The 18,823-nt window shown below is 58.6% G+C and carries 15 protein-coding genes; 2 read left to right on the forward strand and 13 right to left on the reverse strand.

Annotated elements, in window-relative coordinates; all coding sequences use genetic code 11:
* The first annotated feature begins 32 nt into the window (after window positions 1-32).
* Window positions 33-773, forward strand: coding sequence for a hypothetical protein (locus tag AUC43_RS16190; RefSeq protein ID WP_068196010.1), 741 nt, complete (start codon window positions 33-35; stop codon window positions 771-773).
* 191 nt (window positions 774-964) lie between these two features.
* On the opposite strand, the gene ftsZ is transcribed toward AUC43_RS16190, so the two are convergent.
* The 13 genes from ftsZ to mraZ form a co-directional block, all read right to left on the reverse strand.
* A complete protein-coding gene (gene ftsZ, locus AUC43_RS16195; RefSeq protein ID WP_068196013.1) occupies window positions 965-2,470 on the reverse strand; it encodes a cell division protein FtsZ in 1,506 nt (501 codons plus the stop codon).
* Between the two features lie 102 nt (window positions 2,471-2,572).
* A complete protein-coding gene (gene ftsA / locus AUC43_RS16200; protein WP_068196016.1) occupies window positions 2,573-3,979 on the reverse strand; it encodes a cell division protein FtsA in 1,407 nt (468 codons plus the stop codon).
* Between the two features lie 84 nt (window positions 3,980-4,063).
* Window positions 4,064-4,822, reverse strand: a complete 759-nt coding sequence (locus AUC43_RS16205) for a cell division protein FtsQ/DivIB (RefSeq protein ID WP_068196019.1) — start codon at window positions 4,820-4,822, stop codon at window positions 4,064-4,066.
* A 65-nt stretch (window positions 4,823-4,887) separates the two neighbouring features.
* The gene (gene murC / locus AUC43_RS16210; protein WP_071885946.1) at window positions 4,888-6,297 is read right to left on the reverse strand and encodes a UDP-N-acetylmuramate--L-alanine ligase; all 1,410 of its coding nucleotides are present in this window, start codon (window positions 6,295-6,297) and stop codon (window positions 4,888-4,890) included.
* Between the two features lie 23 nt (window positions 6,298-6,320).
* Window positions 6,321-7,427: an undecaprenyldiphospho-muramoylpentapeptide beta-N-acetylglucosaminyltransferase gene (gene murG, locus AUC43_RS16215; protein WP_068196022.1), complete on the reverse strand. Its 1,107-nt coding sequence runs from the start codon at window positions 7,425-7,427 to the stop codon at window positions 6,321-6,323.
* 104 nt (window positions 7,428-7,531) lie between these two features.
* Window positions 7,532-8,716: an FtsW/RodA/SpoVE family cell cycle protein gene (locus AUC43_RS16220; RefSeq protein WP_068196025.1), complete on the reverse strand. Its 1,185-nt coding sequence runs from the start codon at window positions 8,714-8,716 to the stop codon at window positions 7,532-7,534.
* 73 nt (window positions 8,717-8,789) lie between these two features.
* Entirely contained in the window at window positions 8,790-10,175 is a 1,386-nt protein-coding gene (gene murD, locus AUC43_RS16225) for a UDP-N-acetylmuramoyl-L-alanine--D-glutamate ligase (RefSeq protein ID WP_068196028.1), read from the reverse strand.
* Window positions 10,176-10,272: 97 nt separating this feature from the next.
* Window positions 10,273-11,493, reverse strand: a complete 1,221-nt coding sequence (gene mraY, locus AUC43_RS16230; protein WP_068196031.1) for a phospho-N-acetylmuramoyl-pentapeptide-transferase — start codon at window positions 11,491-11,493, stop codon at window positions 10,273-10,275.
* 124 nt (window positions 11,494-11,617) lie between these two features.
* Complete coding sequence (locus AUC43_RS16235) at window positions 11,618-13,090, reverse strand: UDP-N-acetylmuramoyl-L-alanyl-D-glutamate--2,6-diaminopimelate ligase (RefSeq protein ID WP_068196035.1); 1,473 nt, start codon at window positions 13,088-13,090, stop codon at window positions 11,618-11,620.
* Window positions 13,091-13,134: 44 nt separating this feature from the next.
* Window positions 13,135-15,576 (reverse strand): penicillin-binding protein, encoded by a 2,442-nt coding sequence (locus AUC43_RS16240; RefSeq protein ID WP_082685141.1) that lies wholly within the window; start codon window positions 15,574-15,576, stop codon window positions 13,135-13,137.
* Window positions 15,573-16,466: an FtsL-like putative cell division protein gene (locus tag AUC43_RS21315; RefSeq protein WP_071885947.1), complete on the reverse strand. Its 894-nt coding sequence runs from the start codon at window positions 16,464-16,466 to the stop codon at window positions 15,573-15,575. Before AUC43_RS21315 ends, AUC43_RS16240 begins: the two co-directional genes overlap by 4 nt.
* Before the next feature lie 119 nt (window positions 16,467-16,585).
* The gene (rsmH, locus tag AUC43_RS16250) at window positions 16,586-17,512 is read right to left on the reverse strand and encodes a 16S rRNA (cytosine(1402)-N(4))-methyltransferase RsmH (RefSeq protein WP_071885948.1); all 927 of its coding nucleotides are present in this window, start codon (window positions 17,510-17,512) and stop codon (window positions 16,586-16,588) included.
* Window positions 17,509-17,982 (reverse strand): division/cell wall cluster transcriptional repressor MraZ, encoded by a 474-nt coding sequence (gene mraZ, locus AUC43_RS16255; protein ID WP_068196038.1) that lies wholly within the window; start codon window positions 17,980-17,982, stop codon window positions 17,509-17,511. The genes rsmH and mraZ overlap by 4 nt, the downstream gene beginning before the upstream one ends.
* Window positions 17,983-18,300: 318 nt before the next feature.
* On the opposite strand from mraZ, the gene AUC43_RS16260 reads away from it, so the two are divergent.
* The gene (locus AUC43_RS16260) at window positions 18,301-18,741 is read left to right on the forward strand and encodes an HYC_CC_PP family protein (protein WP_157781130.1); all 441 of its coding nucleotides are present in this window, start codon (window positions 18,301-18,303) and stop codon (window positions 18,739-18,741) included.
* The last annotated feature ends 82 nt before the right edge of the window (window positions 18,742-18,823 follow it).

Consider the following 18,823-nt stretch of genomic DNA (forward strand, 5'->3'; position numbering starts at 1 on the left):
AGTAGCGCAACTCAAATGTTAACGGAAATTTCATGACCGACACCGAAAAAATAGTTACCAAAACCAAAGAGTACATTCTAAAGCTTTATTCGGAAGGTTATAGTACACATCAAAATATGGTAACAGGTTTAAAGAATGGTATTGACTATTTTGTTGGACGAAACGACAACAGTGAAACTGTCAAAGACGAAATAATTACTACTTGTTTGAAGGAGTATGAATTACAAACTAAAGTGTTTGACAAAGTTGGACACTTAAAAATGGCTGAGGCTATTAAGTCCGGGTTTATTCGTTTTGTAAACGAACTAAATATAGACGAACTGACCGATGTATCACCTATTCCATTTGAAAGACGAATAAGAAAAGAAGAATTAGAAACACTTACAGCTGCATTAAAAGACAAGTTTGATTTTGGAACTTGGAAAGATGAAAATTATTATTGGGAGCCACTTTCCAAAACTCAAAACAAAGTCCCTCTAATTTACTTTGAAGCCGAATTATTCAAGTCAAAGGATGTTGAAAAAGTATTTGAAATCGTAAAATCAATTTCAGGCGACAGAATTTACCTGTTGACAGAGGAAAGCATTAATTATGAGATTGCAACTTCAGCTTTAGAGCTTGATCGGATTGAATCAGCCTATTGCAACTTTGAAACTGATTGGCTAATTTATATTTCCCATGAAGGGACAATAACTTTTTCAGGACAAAAATTAATAACAGAAATTGAAAACAAGTTGACAGAAATAATCAAACATAAAAATCCGTGGGACTAATAAACTCAGCTAGCAAGTCTTGCTAAATGTGGAACTGATGCAATACTCATGGGCTGATGGCAGTGATTCTATTAAGCGGTAGTGATGAAAATGCCCACATTCGGCAATACCCGAATTGTTACAATTAAAAAAGCGCCGTTGCTGAATTAATCAGCAGCGGCGCTTTTTGCTTTAATTAAGCAGGCTTTAACCTAATCTACATTATCATGCAGAAACCGGTTGTCTCCCAGCAATTCATTATCATCTGACAAATTAAAACGCGAGATATTCTGCGCTGAGCTCGGTTCAACATTCTCCAGTTTCACCTGGCGGCGCAGGTAAGCGGGCGTGTCGTACTGGCTCACTGCCTCGGGCGGCAAGCCATTGCTCAATTCCTGCAGGCGACGACGACGCTCCAGTGCCTGGGCATCCATGGCGGGCCGCGACCGATTTTCTGACGAAGGCGAAGCTGCCGGAGTTGGCGTAGCACTCGAAGTCAGTACCGGCTCCGTGGGGGCACTGGCGGGGATGCCAGCCAACGGCGGCGCATTGTGCGACGAAGGACCGTTCAAATCAAACGTGACGCGGGCTGGCTCGGGCGTTGAGCTGCCGAAGCTGGGCACGAATGGCGCCGTTGGGTTGCTAGCCACCGGAGCGGCTGGCGCAACCGGCGTAAGAGCCGTTTCTACCGGAGCTGCAGCAACTGGAGCTGCCTCCGCCGTGCTGGTCCCGGGCGTATTGATGGAGTGTGCATCACGGGCAAAACCCGTGGCAATTACCGTCACGCGAATGCTTTGGCCCAACGACTCGTCGATGCCGTGGCCGAAAATCATTTCGGCGTCTTGGCCGGCTTTCTCCTGAATGTATTCCGTGATTTCCGTCAGCTCGTCCATCTCCAGCTCGTGCTCGGCGCCCGACATGATGGAGAGCAGAATGCGCTGCGCACCGTGGATGTCGGTGTTGTTAAGCAGCGGAGAGTTCAGGGCTTCCTCGGCGGCGCGGCGGGCGCGGTTTTCACCGTCGGTTACGCTGCTGCCCATTACGGCGGCACCGCTGTCCTTCATCACCGTTTTCACGTCCTCAAAGTCCACGTTCACATCGGCCGTCACCGTAATGATTTCGGCAATGGACTTCGCGGCCGTGGTCAGCACGGTGTCGGCCTTGGCAAAGGCGGCACCCATGGTCAGGTTGCCGTAAATCTGGGGCAGCTTGTCGTTGAGAATCACCAGCACCGTGTCGCAGTGCTCGCTCAACGCCTTGATGCCTTCTTCGGCCTGCTGACGCTTCTTCTTGCCCTCGAACATGAACGGCGCCGTCACGATGCCTACCGTCAGAATGCCCAGCTCCTGCGCTACCTGCGCAATTACCGGGGCCGCGCCGGTGCCCGTGCCGCCGCCCATGCCCGCCGTGATGAACAGCATCTTGGTGCCTTGGTTCAGCAAGTCGCGGATTTGCTCTTTGCTTTCAATAGCTGCCTGACGGCCGCGCTCGGGCTTGGCACCCGCGCCGAGGCCTTCAGTCAGGTCCACTCCTATTTGGAGCTTATTGGGCACCGTGGAGCTTTGTAGCGCCTGGTGGTCGGTGTTGCAAATGATAAACTCCACGTCCTTGATGCCCTGCTTATGCATGTGCTTCACGGCATTGGAGCCACCGCCCCCCACGCCAATCACCTTGATGATTGACTTGTTCTGGGCAGGAATGTCGAATTTGTAATTCATAAATGACAAAGTATGAATTATGAGTTATGAATTATGAGTTGCAAGCCAGCCAAAAACCAGTGGCCAACTCATAATTCATAACCCATAACTCATAACTAGATTCTAATAGGATTTATCGTCGTAATCGTCAATCAGCAACCCCTTGGTGCGGGTGATGATGTCCTTGAAGAAGCGGCTGGCAGCGCCGGGCTCCTTGGGCTTGGCGGGCACGGGGGCCGGAGCCGGGGCAGCGGGCACGTAAGCGCGCGTTTCTACCGGAGCGGTGGCCGGCGCCGGGGCAGCCTGCTGTACGGGGGCATAGTAAGCGGGAATCACCTGCTCTTCCTGCTCGTAGGGTGCACGCGAGTTGGTGCGCTCGTCGAGCGAGTGGTAGCCCGATAGCACCAAACCCACGGTAGTGGCATACATCGGCGATTTCACCGCCTCGATGCGGCTCTTGCCGAGGTGCTGGTTGGGGTAGCCAATGCGGGTATCCAGACCGGTGATGTACTCGGTGAGCTGCTCCAGGTTCTGCAGCTGCGAGCCGCCACCCGTGAGCACAATGCCGGCCGACAGCTTGTCGTGCAGGCCCATGCGGTAGATTTCGGCATACACCAGCTCCATGATTTCCGACATGCGGGCCTCGATGATGTACGCCAGGTTCTTGAGCGACACTTCTTTGGGCGGGCGGTTGGGCAGGCCAGGGATGCTCACGATTTCGTAATCGGAAGCTTCCTCGGCGATGGCCTTGCCGAATTTCACCTTCAGCTGCTCGGCCTGGCCGGGGGCCACGTTGCAGCCGGCTTTGATGTCCTGCGTAATAATGTTGCCACCGAACGGCAGTACCGCCGCGTGGCGGATGATGCCGTCCTTAAACACGGCCAGGTCAGTCGTTCCACCTCCGATGTCAATCAGGGCCACGCCGGCCTCTTTCTCCTCCTCGGAGAGAATGGACATCGAGCTAGCCAGCGGCTCCAAAATCAGGTCGGCAATTTCCAGCCCGGCTTTGGTTACGCACTTGTTGATGTTGTTGATGGCCGTGCTCTGCGCCGTGATGATGTGGAAATTGCCTTCCAAGCGCACGCCTTCGTAGCCCACGGGGTCGGCGATGCCTTCCTCGTAGTCCACTTTGTAGTCCTGCGGCATCACATGAATGATTTGCGAGCCGGGCTGGGTCACGAGGCGGTACATGTCCTGCGTGAGGCGGTTCACGTCGTCCGGACCGATGGTATCGTGCGAGTTGCGCGTGATGCTGCCGTTGTGCTGCAGGCTCTTGATGTGCTGGCCTGCAATGCCCACGTTTACCAATCCAATGCTAATTCCGGATTGTTCTTCGGCTTGCCGAATCGCCCGTTTAATGGCGTCGACGGTTTTGTCAATATTGAGTACGATGCCCCGCGAAACGCCCTCCGACACAGCTTTGCCCATGCCCAGGATTTCCAGTTTACCGAATTCGTTTTTACGGCCCACCAGGGCGCAGATTTTTGTGGTGCCAATGTCGAGCCCGACGACGATTTTGTCTTGTTGCATAGATGCGGTGCTGGCGAGCGTGAAGGAAACTTGGGTTGGGGGTTGAGAGATTTTTGACCCTAAGGTCTATGTTTCAGCGAATTACTATTCGCAGATAATTTGATTTTGGTATTCCACGTTTACACGATGGTAGGTATCCCATCCCAAAACTGACGGAATTTGCCGGTAAAATACCATAAGCTTGGCAAATTTCTCGGAAATATTTTCGGGTAGGCCAAATTCGATGCGCTGGTCGCCCACCTGCTGGGTGAACGAGAGCTTGCCGCTCGGCTCAATAAAGACCTCCGAGACCTGCGCTTTCCAGAATTCGTGCTCGTCGACATAGCGCAAAAACTCAAGGTAGCGCTTACCGGTGCTATCCTGGAAAAATGCACTTGGCAGGCTGCCGCCGCTGGGCCGCGCCACCGTGGCCACGCGCGCCGTAAACAGCGGCGAGAGCGGCAGCACGTGCCCTTCGGCATCCACGTAGGTGTCGAGGCGGGTGTCGGGGTGGGTGATGCGGGCAATGGGGCGATTTTGGCGCACGTCGGCATGCAGGTTGCCGGCCAGGTCGCGGTATACCTGGGCTTCGCGCACGAAGGGATGGGCGCGGAGCCGGTCTTCCAGCTGCCGGAGGCGGGGGCCTTCGGGCCGGGTGCCCAGCACGGGCTCGGCGCCACCTTTGGTGAGCAACGCCGTCACGCCCCGTTCGCTGATGAAATAATTATCGAATTCGTTGGCAATGTTCACCGATACTTCGCCCACCGGACGGGCTGCCTGGCGCATGGCGGCGAAAATACCGAGGCCGCCCAGCACCAACAGGCAAGCAGCAGCAACTAATAGGTTTCTAACGGTGCGTTCCAAAGACTAATAAGGTAACGGTGTGATGAAGTAAGGTGGTATTAAAAGCCATAATTTTTTAGCGTAATCTATTTCCAGCGCTCGGTCAGTAATAATTTTAATTGCGGCACCAACGTGTCAATATCCCCCGCGCCTACCGTGGCCAAAACATCAAACGATGTGTCGGTTTTGGCCGCGGCCAGCACTTGCTCTTTGGTTTGGATGGCTTTGGTTGGGGAAGTAATGTTTGATAAGATTATTTCCGAAGTAATTCCCGGAATTGGCTTTTCTCGAGCTGGGTAAATATCTAACAAAAATACCTCATCTGCAATACTTAAGCTCTTAGAAAAACCTTCGGCGAAATCCCGCGTCCGCGTAAATAGGTGCGGCTGAAAAATTACGCGCAGTCGCTTGCCAGGGTAAAGGGTCCGCACCGACCGCAAAAAGGCCTCAATTTCGCGCGGATGATGGGCGTAGTCGTCCAAATAGACGTTTTGGGGCGTGGTGACCACAAACTCAAACCGGCGTTTTACGCCCCGGTACGCCGCGACGGCAGCACGTAATTTTTCCGGAATTATTTTGTGAATTTGGGCGACGGCCGCGGCCGCCAGCATGTTTTCCACGTTGTGGTAGCCCGGCACCGCCAATTCCAGGTTGGGCACGAGGCCTTGCGGGCCGTGCAAATCGAAGTGAAATTGGTGGCCTTCGGCCGAAATAGCGGCGGCAAACAATTCCGGCCCCTGCTCGGCCGAGAGGCCGTAGCGGATAACGTTGGTACCGGCCGGTGCGGCCGCGGCCACGCTCGGGTCGGCGGTGTGGTTGATGAGCAGCGTGCCCCCGGGCTTGAGCTGGGCCACAAACTGGCGGAAGGATTCTATCAGCGCGTTTTGGTCCCCGTAGATGTCGAGGTGGTCGGCATCGGTGCTGGTGACGATGGCGATGTCGGGAAAGAGCGTGAGAAAGCTGCGGTCGTATTCGTCGGCTTCCACCACAATGGGGGCTTGCTCGCTGCGCGGCAGCAAGAGGTTGCTGCCCAGGTTCACCGCAATGCCGCCCAGGAAGGCGCCCACGTCGAGGCCGGCGTGGTGCAGCAAGTGGGCCACCATGCTGCTGGTGGTGGTTTTGCCGTGCGTGCCGGCTACCGCAATGGTGTAGCGGCCCTGCGTGAGCACGCCCAGTACCTGGCTGCGCTTGCGAATGTCGTAGCCCTGGGCCCGCAGCCAGGCCCACTCCAGGCTTTCGGCCGGAATAGCGGGCGTGAGCACCACCAGCGTTTGGGCGCGGTTTTCCCGCACCTCCGCCGGGATATTCTCCACAGCATCGGCGTAATGAATGGCAATGCCTTCGGCAGCTAAGGCTTGCGTCAGCGGCGTTTCGGTTTTATCAAAGCCGCTCACGTGGTGGCCATTGGCCTGAAACCAGCGCGCCAGGGCCGACATGCCAATGCCGCCAATACCCAAAAAGAAAACGTAGGGAAACTGCTCCAATTCAACTAACAATTAACAATGAGCCAAGGCCGGGACTATTGTTGGCGGGGAATTAATTTCAGTAGCTCGTCCACGATGGCAGTGGTGGCCTGGGGCCGGGCCAGCTCCAGCACGCGGGCGCTGAGTTGGTGCTGGCGCTCGGTATCGGCGAGCAGGCGCAGGGCTTCGTCGTAGAGGCGCGTGCGGGCGTGCTCGTCGGTGATGAGCACGGCGGCGCCTTTGCCCACCAGCGCCAGGGCGTTTTTGGTTTGGTGGTCTTCGGCCACGTTGGGCGAGGGCACCAGGATGCAGGCCTTGCCGGTAAGGCTCAGCTCAGAAACGGACAGGGCGCCGGCGCGGCTTACGACGACGTCGGCCGCGGCATACGCCAAATCCATGCGCTGGATAAATTCCAGGGCTTGTAGCTTGTCTTGCTCGTAGGGCTCGGCCAGTTTTTGGGCTTCGGGGAAGTAGAGCTTGCCGGTTTGCCAGAGCAGCTGCACGCCGGCCTCGCGGAGGCGCGGCAAAGCCGCGGCCGTGGCCAGGTTGAGCGTGCGGGCGCCCAGGCTGCCGCCCACCACGAGCAGCGTTTTCTTGTTGGGGTCCAGCCCGAAAAACTTCAGGGCTTCGGCGCGGTCGCCGGTGGCAATTTCGCTGCGCACCGGGTTGCCGGTTAGCACAATTTTTTCGCGGGGGAAGAATTTCTCCATCCCATCATACGCCACGCAAATCCGGTTCACCCGCCGGGCAAGCAGCTTGTTGACTAGGCCGGCGTAGGAGTTCTGCTCCTGAATGAGCGACGGAATGCCCTGCGACGTGGCGGCCAGCAGCACGGGCGCCGAGGCATAGCCCCCCACTCCTACCACGGCATCGGGCCGGAACTCTTTAATCAATTTCCCCGCCTTGCGCACCGACCGCAGCACGCGCATCGGAAACAGCAAATTCTGGGGTGTAAGCCGCCGCTGCAGGCCGGTGATATCCAGCCCAACGATTTTGTAGCCGGCTTCGGGTACGCGCGTCATTTCCATGCGGCCGTTGGCGCCCACGAATAGGATTTCGGTATCGGGCAGCCGGCGGCGTAGTTCATTGGCAATGGCCACCGCTGGGAAAATGTGCCCACCGGTGCCGCCGCCGCTGATGATGACGCGAAGAGGATGAGTCATGTTTAGGTAGAACGTCAGGCAGAGCAGCGGTGGCGCTTGCTATTGGGCGACCAACTGGAAGCAGTTGCCCGGTAGCGAGGCGTTGGCCAGCTCAACTTGAGCGGTTAGGCGTTTACATATGCGCGCTTGCTGGGGATGCGGGCGGTGTCGTCGGGCTCGCCGGTCATGGGGCGCACTTCGCGCTCACCGCGGCTCACGGCCAGAATAATGCCGATGCTGATGCCCGTGAAGATAAGCGAGGTACCACCCATGCTCAGCAAGGGCAGCGGCAGACCGGTAATGGGGCCCAGCCCCACCGACACGCCCATGTTCACCAGTGCCTGCAACACCAGGCTAAAACTCAGGCCCGCCGAGAGCAGGCCCCCGAAAGCGCCGTAGCTGTTCATCACCGTTTTGAGCCCTCGATACAGGAAAGCCAGGTAGAGAAACAACACCACGGCCCCGCCAATCAGGCCGTATTCTTCGATGATGATGGCGTAGATGAAGTCGGAATACGGGTGGGGCAGAATGTTGCGCTCGGTGCTTTTGCCCGGGCCTTTGCCCGCGATGCCGCCGGTGGCAATGGCTATGTAACTGTGCTCGAGCTGGAAGGGCGTTTTTTTCGTTTTGTCGGTGAAATTCGTAACGCGTGACATTACCGTGCCCAGGCGCTGGCCCAAGGCCAAACCGCCCCCGCCCAGCACCACAAAAATGCCCACCATGACGGCCATGTGCTTGAGCGGCACCCGGCCGATGAACATCAGCAGCATGCAGGTAGCAAACAGCAGCAATGCCGTAGAGGCATTACTCAGAATAATGAGGCTGCAAATAGTGCCCACCCACAGCATCACCGGAAGCACCGTCGACTTAAAATCGTCGAGGTGCTGCTGGCGCCGGCTGAGCATGCTGGCCAGGTGCGAAATCAGGGCCAGCTTGGCTAAGTCCGAGGGCTGGAACGTTTGGTTAATCACCGGGATGGTCATCCACCGCGACGCGCCGTTGGTTTCGCCGCCCAGGAAGAACGTAAACAGCAGCAACGGCACGCTTACCAGCAGCGCGTAGAGCGACAGGCGCGAGTAGTGACGGTAGTCGATGCGGTGCGCCAGCCACATGCAAACCAGCCCCACGAGAATCAGTCCGGTATGCTTGAAGAGGAAGGCTTCGGTGTTGCCGTCCATCTTCTTGTACGCCAGCGTGCCCGTGGCCGAGTACACCACGGCGATGCTGATAAAGGAGAACAGCAGCACGATGGCCCACAGAATGGGGTCGCCTTTAAGATTGCGCTGCAGCCAGTTGTTGGATGGTTCCATTGGGGAGGGAGTGACGGGGTAATGGAGTGGCTGAGGGAAGACAGGAATGGCGGGATAGGCAAAAAAGCATTGGTTAGGACGTCACTTCGTCGCTCAGGGCCTGGACGGCGGCCGTGAACTGATGGCCCCGGTCTTCGTAGTTTTTGAATAAGTCGAAGCTGGCGCAGCAGGGCGAGAGCAGCACCACGTCGCCGGGGGCAGCCAGCGCGGCGGCGCGGCGTACGGCGTCGGTCATGCTTTGGGTTTCTTCCACGTGGGGCACCACGCTATCGAAGGCGGCGTGGAGCTTGGCATTGTCCACGCCCAGGCAGATGAGAGCCTTCACGCGGGCTTCAGCCAGGTGCAGCAGGTTGCTGTAGTCGTTGCCCTTGTCGGTGCCGCCAGCAATCCAGACGATGGGCTGCTTGATGCCGTCGAGGGCGTACCAGGCCGCTTCCACGTTGGTGGCCTTGCTGTCGTTGATGAAGCGCACGCCGTTGATTTCGCCCACGGGCTGGAGGCGGTGCTCGGCGTTTTGGAACGTGGCCAGGGCCGCCTCTATTTGCTCGGGGCTCACGCCCGCAACTCGGGCGGCCAAGACGGCGGCCAGGATATTCTGCCGGTTGTGCTGGCCAATCAAGGGGGAATTGGCAATGCTTACCTCCTGGCGGTTGTCGGGGCTCAGGTCGGTGGTGAAGTCAACGCAGAGCGTGGTCTCGCCGGTGTAGTAGCCGGCCAGGTGCACATCGTGGCGGTGGTGCAGGCTGAAGGGCAGCAGGCGCGTTTCCATAAAGGAAGACTGCAGGTAGCGGGCCGTCACTTCATCATCGGCGTTGTAGATGAATGCGCCCTCGCTGTCCAGGTTGCGGGCAATGCGCAGCTTGGCCTGGGCGTATTTTTCCAGGGAGTAGTCGTAGCGGTCGAGGTGGTCGGGCGTGATGTTGAGCAGCACCGCAATCCAGGGCTGGAAGTCGTGGGTGTCGTCCAGCTGAAAGCTGCTCAGCTCAATTACGTAGTAGTCGTGCTGGTCGGCAATGACCTGCTCGGCCAGGCTGTAGCCCACGTTGCCGGCCAGGCCCACGTTCAGGCCCGCGCTTTTCAGCAAGTGGTAGGTGAGCAGCGTGGTGGTGGTTTTGCCGTTGGTGCCCGTGATGCAGATGCTCCGGGCCTTGGTGTAGCGGCCCGCAAACTCGATTTCTGAGATGATGGGGATTTTCTTCTCCCGCAGCGCTTGAACCACCGGCGCTTTTTCGGGAATGCCGGGGCTTTTCACCACCTCGTCGGCTTGCAAAATACGCTCCAGCGTGTGCTGGTTTTCCTCGAAGGCTATGCCCGCCTGCGTGAGCTTCTCCTTATAAGCCGGCTGAATGGCGCCGCGGTCCGACACAAACACGGCGTGCCCTTTGGCCTGCGCCAACAGGGCCGCCCCAACGCCGCTTTCGGCCGCTCCCAGAATTACAATGTTCATTTTATCTGTCATGCTGAGCAGAGCGAAGCATCTTATCACGTTGAGTTTTACACCAAGCAGGGCGACCGTGATAAGGTCCTTCGCTCCGCTCAGGATGACAGACGTATTTCTAACGCAGTTTCAGGGTAACCAAGGTAATGACGGCCAGCATGATGCCCACAATCCAGAAGCGCGACACGATTTTGGATTCGTGGTAGCCCAACTTCTGGTAGTGGTGGTGGAGCGGCGACATGCGCAGCAGGCGGCGGCCTTCGCCGTACTTGCGCCGGGTGTACTTAAAGTAGCTCACCTGCACGATAACCGACAGGTTCTCAATCAAAAACACGCCGCACAGAATCGGAATTAGCAGCTCCTTTCGCACAATTAGCGCCAGAACTGCAATGATGCCGCCCAGGGCCAGGGAGCCCGTGTCGCCCATGAATACCTGCGCCGGATAGCTGTTATACCACAAAAACCCGATGCACGCCCCCACGAAAGCCGTGCAGAAAATAACCAGCTCACCGGAGTCTGGGATGAACATTACGTCCAGGTAATCAGCCAGCAGTGCGTTGCCGCTCACGAAGGCGAAGATTGCCAGCGTGATGCCGATAATGGCCGAGGTGCCGGCCGCCAGCCCGTCGAGGCCGTCGGTGATGTTGGCGCCGTTGCTCACAGCCGTTATCAGGAAGATGACAATGGGGATGTAGAGTACGCCGTACAGACCGTTGAAGAAGGTGCCGGCTGTAGCAAACAAGTCGCCATAATTGAGCTCGTTGTTCTTCATGAACGGCACTGTGGTAATCATCAGGTGCACGTCTTTGAAGACTTTGCTGGCCTCAATGGCTGAAAACTGGCCGTTGGGCATCAGGTACTCGCGCACGGTTATCTCGTTGCTGTAAAACAGCACCCAGCCCACCGTGATGCCTAGCCCCACCTGGCCCAGCACCTTAAACCGGCCACTCAAGCCTTCCTTGTTCTTACGAAATACCTTAATGTAGTCGTCCAGGAAGCCAATCAGCCCCAGCCACACCGTGCTCAGCAGCATGAGGATAATGTAGATATTGCGCAACCGCGCCAGCAGAATAACCGGCACGAGAATGGCCAGTATGATTATGAGGCCGCCCATAGTGGGGGTACCTTTTTTCTCGTTTTGGCCCTGCAGGCCCAGGTCGCGAATGCTTTCCCCCACCTGCTTTTTTTGCAGTACCTGGATAAGGCGATTGCCAAACAGCAAGGCGATGAGCAGGGAAATGACCACCGCCAGGCCGGCGCGGAACGTGGTGTACTGAAACACCCCGGTGCCGGGCAGGTGGTAATGCTCGTGGAGGTAACGGAAAAGGTAAAAAAGCATTCGTAAGGGCTTTTAAAAGCCAGAACGTCATGCTGAGCGCAGCCGAAGCATCTCGCGTGCAGCAGTAACCCTGATGATGACAACGAAGCGAGCGAGATGCTTCGGCTGCGCTCAGCATGACGTTCTATTTATTCAATTGAGCAAAAATTTCGGTTAAAATCAGCTTGTCGTCGAACGGGGCTTTCACGCCGCGTATCTCCTGGTAGTTTTCGTGGCCTTTGCCCGCCACCAGCACAATGTCATTGGCGCCGGCCAGCTCCACGGCCTTTTTAATGGCGGCGCGCCGGTCGGCCACGGTGAGTACTTTGGCCGAATCCGGCGGCGTCACGCCGGCCTGCATCTGGGCCAGAATGTCGTTGGGGTCCTCGAAGCGCGGGTTGTCGGCCGTAAGGATGACCTTATTAGAAAGGCGCGCGGCCAAGTTGGCCATGATGGGGCGCTTGGCGGCGTCGCGGTTGCCGCCGCAGCCCACCACCGTAATGATTTGCTGGCTGGGCTGGCGGATTTCGTGCAGCGTTTGCAGCACGTTTTCCAGCGCATCGGGCGTGTGGGCGTAGTCGATGATGCCGGTGATGCCCTGCTGGGCCGACACGACTGGCTCGAAGCGGCCGGGAGCCGTGGTCAGGCCCGAGAGGATGGTGAGCACCTCGGTGGGGTCTTCGCCCAGCAGCACGGCGGCCCCGTACACGGCCAGCAGATTGTAGGCGTTGAACACGCCAATGAGCCGAAACAGGATTTCGCGGCCGTCAATCTCGAGGTGCAGGCCGTGCACTTCGTTGGCAATGAGCTTGGCCCGGAACGTAGCGGCCCCGCGCAGGGAATAGGTTTCGCGGCGGGCGGCGGTGTTTTGCAGCATCACCGGGCCGCGCTTGTCATCGGCGTTGGTCAGGGCAAAAGCAGTCTTGGGCAGGGCATCGAAGAAGCCCTTTTTTGCCTTCAGGTAGTTGTCGAACGTGCCGTGGTAGTCGAGGTGGTCGTGGGTGAGGTTGGTGAACACGCCTCCGGCAAAGCGCAGGCCGGTCACGCGGTGCTGGGCCACGGCGTGGCTGCTCACTTCCATGCAGGCGTGGGTGCAGCCGGCCGCTACCATGCGGGCCAGCAGCGCATTCAGCCGAATGGAATCGGGCGTGGTGTGGGTGGAGGGAATAACCTCTTCGTCAATCTGGTTTTGCACCGTGCTCAGCAAGCCGGCGTGGTAGCCCAACTCGCGCAACAGCTTGTGCAGCAGCGTAGCGCACGTGGTTTTGCCATTGGTACCCGTGATGCCGATGAGCTGCAGTTGCCGCGATGGGTGCCCGTAAAAAGCCGCTGCCATGTGCGCCAAGGCGGCCGCGCTGTTTTCCACCACTACATAAGAGGTAGCTGGGTTCAGCACCGCCGGCAGCTCTTCGCACACCACGGCAGCCAGGCCCTGTGCCACAGCAGTTTCAATGAACTTGTGGCCGTCGGTGGCCGTGCCGCGCAGGGCACAAAACGCCACACCCGGACCCGCCTCCCGCGAATCGAGCGTGAGCGCAGTAATCAGCACGTCGGTGGGGCCGTGCTGAGCCAGCACGGTCACGTCGGTAAGCAGGGAAAAGAGCGGTAGAGAAATCATTGAAATAACGTTCAGCTCACTTGGAAGCCGGCATTGCCCAGCGGCTAGGTCCGGCGGACGGCAGGTTTTGCAGGTGCCGGGGCAGCTGCCTTTTTAGCATTCTTGGGAGCGGCTTTTTCGGTTGCAGCCTTGGGAGCAGTTTTGCCAGTGGTAACAGCAGGCTTGGAAACGGCTTCGGTAGCTGCCTTGGGTTTGGAGCGAACCGGTGGGTTTACCTTGGCTTTGGCCGACGAGGCGAAAGGCTTTATCACGAGCGCCTTGGCCACCGGCTCGGGGTCGGCAGGAGTCAGGAGCTTGTTTTCGGCCAGGTCGGTGTGCTCCGGTTCCGGCAAAGCCTTGGGCGCAGTTAGACGCGGGCCCGACTCCACGAGCGTAAGCGTGATAACATCGCCCCGCTTGATGGGCGAGCCCACCGGCAGCGACTGCTCCCGCACCCGGCCGGTACCAGTGGCCCGCACGTGCAGACCCCGGTTTTCCAGCAGAAACAGGGCATCGCGCAGCGAAAGGCCGCTTACCTGAGGCACGCGACCCGGACGCACCGGGTTCACGACCAGCGCCACCGTGCGCGCGTGAAACGCTGTGTCAGAAGCCGCGCGCACCCACTCTTCTCCGCCCGTGGCCTGGGTCTTACCGGCCAGGCCCAGCTTCTGGCACACCAGGGCCAGCTCCTCCTGCATGCCGGCGCGCACCAGCGGCACGTGGCTCTTGTTCAGGCGGGCTTTGGCGAGCAGCGGGCGCTGGCTCAGCAGGTCGCGGGCCATGCACTTATCGGCCACCTCGCGGAACACCGGCGCAGCCACATCGGCGCCGTAGATGCGGCCGTTGCGGGGCGAGTCCACCACCACAATGCAGCTGTACTTGGGCTTATCGGCCGGGAAGTAGCCGCAGAAGCTCGTGGAATATGTCTTGGTGTACTGGCCGTTTTTAAACTTCCAGGCCGTCCCGGTTTTGCCGGCAATGCTATAGTCTTTGGGCCGGATGGCGCGGGCGGTGCCCTCGGTCACCACCCCTTCCATCATGGCTTTCACCTTGGCCAGGGTGGCCTCCGAGCAGATTTTGGGGTTCAGTACCTTGGTTTCGTTGCGCTGCAACACCTTATCGGCCTGCTTGATTTCTTTTACGATGAGCGGCTGCACCTTCACGCCGCCATTGGCCACGGCGTTGTAAAAGGCCAGGGTTTGCAGGGGCGCCAGCTTCAGCTCGTAGCCGATGCTCATGGTAGTGAGCGAGGTTTTGCTCCAGCTGCGGTCGGTGGGGTCTTTCACGTAGGGCCGGGCCTCGCCGGCCATCTGGAAGCCCAGGGGCTTGTCGAGGCCGAACCTCTTGAGGTAATCGGTGTACTCGGCTGGGTTTTTCGCGAAGTTCTCGTTCACCAGCCGAGCCACCCCGATGTTGGACGACTTCTCGAACACCTGCTGCACCGTGATGCGCCCGTACCCGTGCGAGTCCGATTTTACGGCGCCGCCTACCAGCATGCGGCCGTTGCCGGTGTCCACGATGTCGTCGAGCTTGATGTCGGGCCGGGCTTCAAACAAGGCCATCATCGACGCTAGCTTGAAAGTGGAGCCGGGCTCGGTGCGGCCCTGGTCGGCAAAAGCGTAGTTGTAGTCCTCCTTATATGTATCGTCCGAAGCCTTGCCCAAGTTGGCCACGGCCTTGATTTCGCCGGTGGCTACTTCCATCAGTATCACGCAGCCATATTCGGCATTGTTGTCGACCAGGGACTTGTACAAGGCATTTTCGGCCACATCCTGCAGGTTGATGTCGAGCGTGGTCTTCACATCGTAGCCGGGCAGGGGCTTGATTTCGGTGCCGTCGTACACGGGTTTCACGCCGCCGGGCACCCGCTCAAACAAGGCCTCGCCGGATTTGCCTGCCAGGCTTTGTTCGAAAGTGTACTCCAGGCCGGCGCCGTGGTGGTCCTCGTTTACGAAGCCGATGGTGCGCTGGGCCAGCCCTCCAAAGGGCCGGAAGCGCTTGTCTACCTTCTCAAAAATGGCCCCGCCGCGGTTGCGCTTGGCCCGGAAGATGGGCCATTTGGCCAGCAGCTTCTTTTCCTGAAAGTTGATTTGGCGGGAGTTGAGCCGGATGTACCGCACCATGGGGTGGCGAGGGTCGCGGGCATTCACCAGCCGGCGCCGGTACTCCTGCACGCTGCGGTCGCCAAAAAAGTGGGATAAATGCCAGGCCAACGAATCCACACCGGCACGGAATACGGCGTCGTCGACCACGCCAGGGTCCCAGGCCACCCGGTAGAAGGGCAGCGAGGTAGCCATAATGCTCTCGTTATCAGAGTAAATATTGCCCCGCGTGGCCGGCACCGGCTGGTAGCTGATGCGCCGCTCCTGCTCCAGGGCCCGCCACTTGGTGCCTTCCTGATATTGAATCTTGGTGGCCTTCCAGAAAATAGCGCTCGAAAACACGGCGACCCCCAAAAAGGCCAGCCGCACCCGCGTGACAATGGACTTCTTTACGCTGCCTTTCATCGGGAATGGGCTCTAACTGCCTGCTTGGTTGTCGGTTTCGCTTTGTGCGGGCTTGTGCCTTTTTGTGCCTTGCTCCTGCTGTTGGGCTTATTGTTCGAGCTAACTTTTGCCGGCCTGGATTTCGCTTTTATGGGTTGAGCTGAAGCGCGGCGCGCGGCCGAAACAGGCGCGCTGGCCTCGGTAGTATCGCCATCCAGGGCCAGGGGCGGCGCAATGATTTCGGGGCCGCTATTCTCGTCGTCACCCGTTGTGGCGGCCCTATTGCGGCCGGCCAGCAGGTCGTTTTGCTGAGCTGCCGCCGAGTCACGAGCAGCTCGCGCGGCCAGGGTATCGGCCGTGAGCACGGGCATCAGCTCCAGCTCGGCCGCGTCGAGGTGGCCAGCGGGCACCGAGATGCGAAAGGGCGGCGACGAGCTTTCCACCAAGCCGAAGGCGGCCACTTTGCGGGCCACCTCACTCTGTTTGCTCGCCTCCATGTAGTCGGATTTCAGCGTGGTGTAGTCGGCGCGCAGGTCTTCGGTCTCCTGCTTGAGGCGCTGAATGCTGCGGTTCATGCGGTTGCCGTAGTGCGTATTGCCGATGTAAAGCAGCGTGATGGCCATAATAAACAGCAGGTGCGGCAGGAAGCGCACCGGCAGGCCTTCCCGAAACAGGCCGTCCACGCTGGTCACCCGGTCGAGCAGGGAGAACAGGCTCCAGTTGCTCTTCGGTCGGGGTTCGGGTTTGGGCTTGCGCGGGCGGGGCTCGGGGGCCGGGGCTCGCACTGGCTCCGGCTCGGGCATTTCTACCGCCGCGGCTTCGGGCATCACCTCGGGAGCCGGCGCGGGTACTTCGCGGGGCACGTTGGCCCGGCGCTGGCTGTCGGAGGGTTTGAGCGTATTGGTGGCCACAGGCTGCTAGTCAGGAATGCTTTTACACGAACTTAAAAAGGCGTTACAGCGAAGGTTGATGGGTGAGCAATGGCGGGGCTGGCCGGCGAAAACCGCCGCTATCCCCGCCTGAAATCCGTTCACTCATTTCGAATCGCAACACGCAATTTAGCACTTCGAGCTCGGCTATTCAGCGCTACTTCGGCGGGGTCGGCTTCTTCGGGCTTGCGGTTCACGGCTTCAAATGGCTTGCTTTCATTGCCAAAGAAGTCTTTTTCCACGGACCCAAAAAACTTGCCCTTGGCAATAAAATTTTTCACCAGCCGGTCTTCCAGCGAATGGTAGCTGAGCACGACCAGGCGCCCACCCGGCCGCAGCACCTCGGCAGTTTGCAGCAGCATCTCCTGCAAGGCCTGCATTTCCTGGTTCACTTCAATGCGCAGGGCCTGGAAAACTTGGGCCAGGTACTTGTTCTCTTTGCCGCGGGGGGTGCACGGCTGAATGGCTTGCTTGAGTTCGGCAATGGTTTCGAGGCGCCGGCCGCGGCGGGCGGCTACCACCGTCTGGGCCAGGGTCCGGGCGTTGGTCACTTCGCCGTACATGCCGAAGATGCGGTGCAGGTCGGCCTCCTTGTAATCGTTCAGGATATCGGCGGCCGTCAGGGGGCCGTCGGGGTCCATGCGCATGTCCAGGGGCCCATCAAAACGGGTCGAAAAGCCCCTTTCCGGCGTATCAAACTGGTGCGAGCTAACCCCAAGGTCGGCCAGCAGGCCATCTACCGGCAAAGCGCCAAGTTGCTGCAATTCAGACGATAAATTGCGAAAGTTCGCCTTTACAAATGTGAATTGGGGGCGAGTTAACTTTTCTGCCTCTGCTTCCGCATCGGCATCCTGGTCGAAACTGTAGAGGTGGCCGGTGGTGAGCTTTTCGAGAATGCGGGCCGAGTGCCCTCCCCCACCAAAGGTGACGTCGACGTACCGGCCGTTGGGCTGAATGTCGAGCGCGGCCAAGCATTGGGCCAGCATCACCGGACGGTGGTAGGCGGTATCGTTGGAATAGTCGCTCACGCAATGGGCCCGCCTAGCGGCGGAGTATCTACCGACAAAAACTTCTGTGCCAACTTACTAAAGCTTTGCTGGTCTTTGATTAGAAACTCGTCGTAACGGCTGGGGTCCCAGATTTCGCACCTGTTGCCCAAGCCAACGATAATAGCTTCCTTCTCGATACCAGCGTAGCGTAACATGCTGCGTGGCAACATGAAGCGACTGATACTATCAAGCTCCACTTCAGTCATACCCCGGAAAAAATTCCGTTGAAACTGGCGGTACTCCTCGTTGAATTCATCGAGGGCCATCACCTTCTCGTGGATGACGCCCCACGCCGACCGGGGGTACAATACCAGGCAGGGCTCAAAGCCGCGCACGAGCACCAGCTGGTTGCCCGACTGCTCGGGCAGGTTGCCCTTTACTTTGGCCGGCAACACAAGCCGCCCCTTCGGGTCAAGCTTGCATTCGTATTCGCCGGACAGCAGATTCATGGGCACAAACCGTCGCAGGAAAGTTGAACGGTATTGGCAAATGTACGGGAAGCCCTTCGAAAACCAACCACGATTTACCATTTCCTACCACAAAAGAAATAGGGCCTTCCTATATATTTAAAATGGGTTTTCAAGCCGGTTTAGCAACGGGGGATTATCAGCCCCCTCATTACCCCAGTTCAGAATTGCCAAAGTGTCAGCCGTTGCATTGGGCTAACTTCCGGCTGGCACGCGCTACATTTTTGGCCAGATTCTACACCTACTACGCCCGATTTCCACACTGCTCCTCCGGCACCGAAGCCGTATCTTTGCCCGGTAATGCCACGCTACTCTTTATGCCGTCGCTTCGTCAGCCTGGTGCTGGCCGTGTTGGTGCTCATCACCTCGGTGGGCCTCACGGTGCAGCGCCATACCTGCCGCATGAGTGGCGTCAGCAAGGTGGATATTTCGGTCACGGGGCAGGCGTCGCTGCGGGGCTGCGATGGGCAGCTGGCACCCACCAAGCCGGTGGCCAAGGACAACTGCTGTGACTTCAGCAGCCACCTTCATAAGCTCTCGGTGCCCGCCCACGAGCTGGCGGCGAAGGTGCTCGTGCCGGCTCCACTGCTGGCCGTTTGGCTGCCGGCGCCCAACTGGGCGCCGCTTGGGCTGGCTCAACTGCCCGAGGCGCCCGGCCCCCGCTGGTTCGCGGCCGATTCTTCGCCCCCACCCCTGGGCGGGCGCGGGCTGCTGGCATTTGCCTGCACGCTGGTAGTCTAGGTTTTTCTGAAAATGCCCGTTGCCACGCTGGTCGCAACGAGGGGGCCGCGTGGTCTGCACCGGCCTTTTTTCACAAAAATCT

Origin of the sequence: Hymenobacter sedentarius (assembly GCF_001507645.1) — a bacterium.
GTDB classification, from domain to species: Bacteria; Bacteroidota; Bacteroidia; order Cytophagales; family Hymenobacteraceae; genus Hymenobacter; species Hymenobacter sedentarius.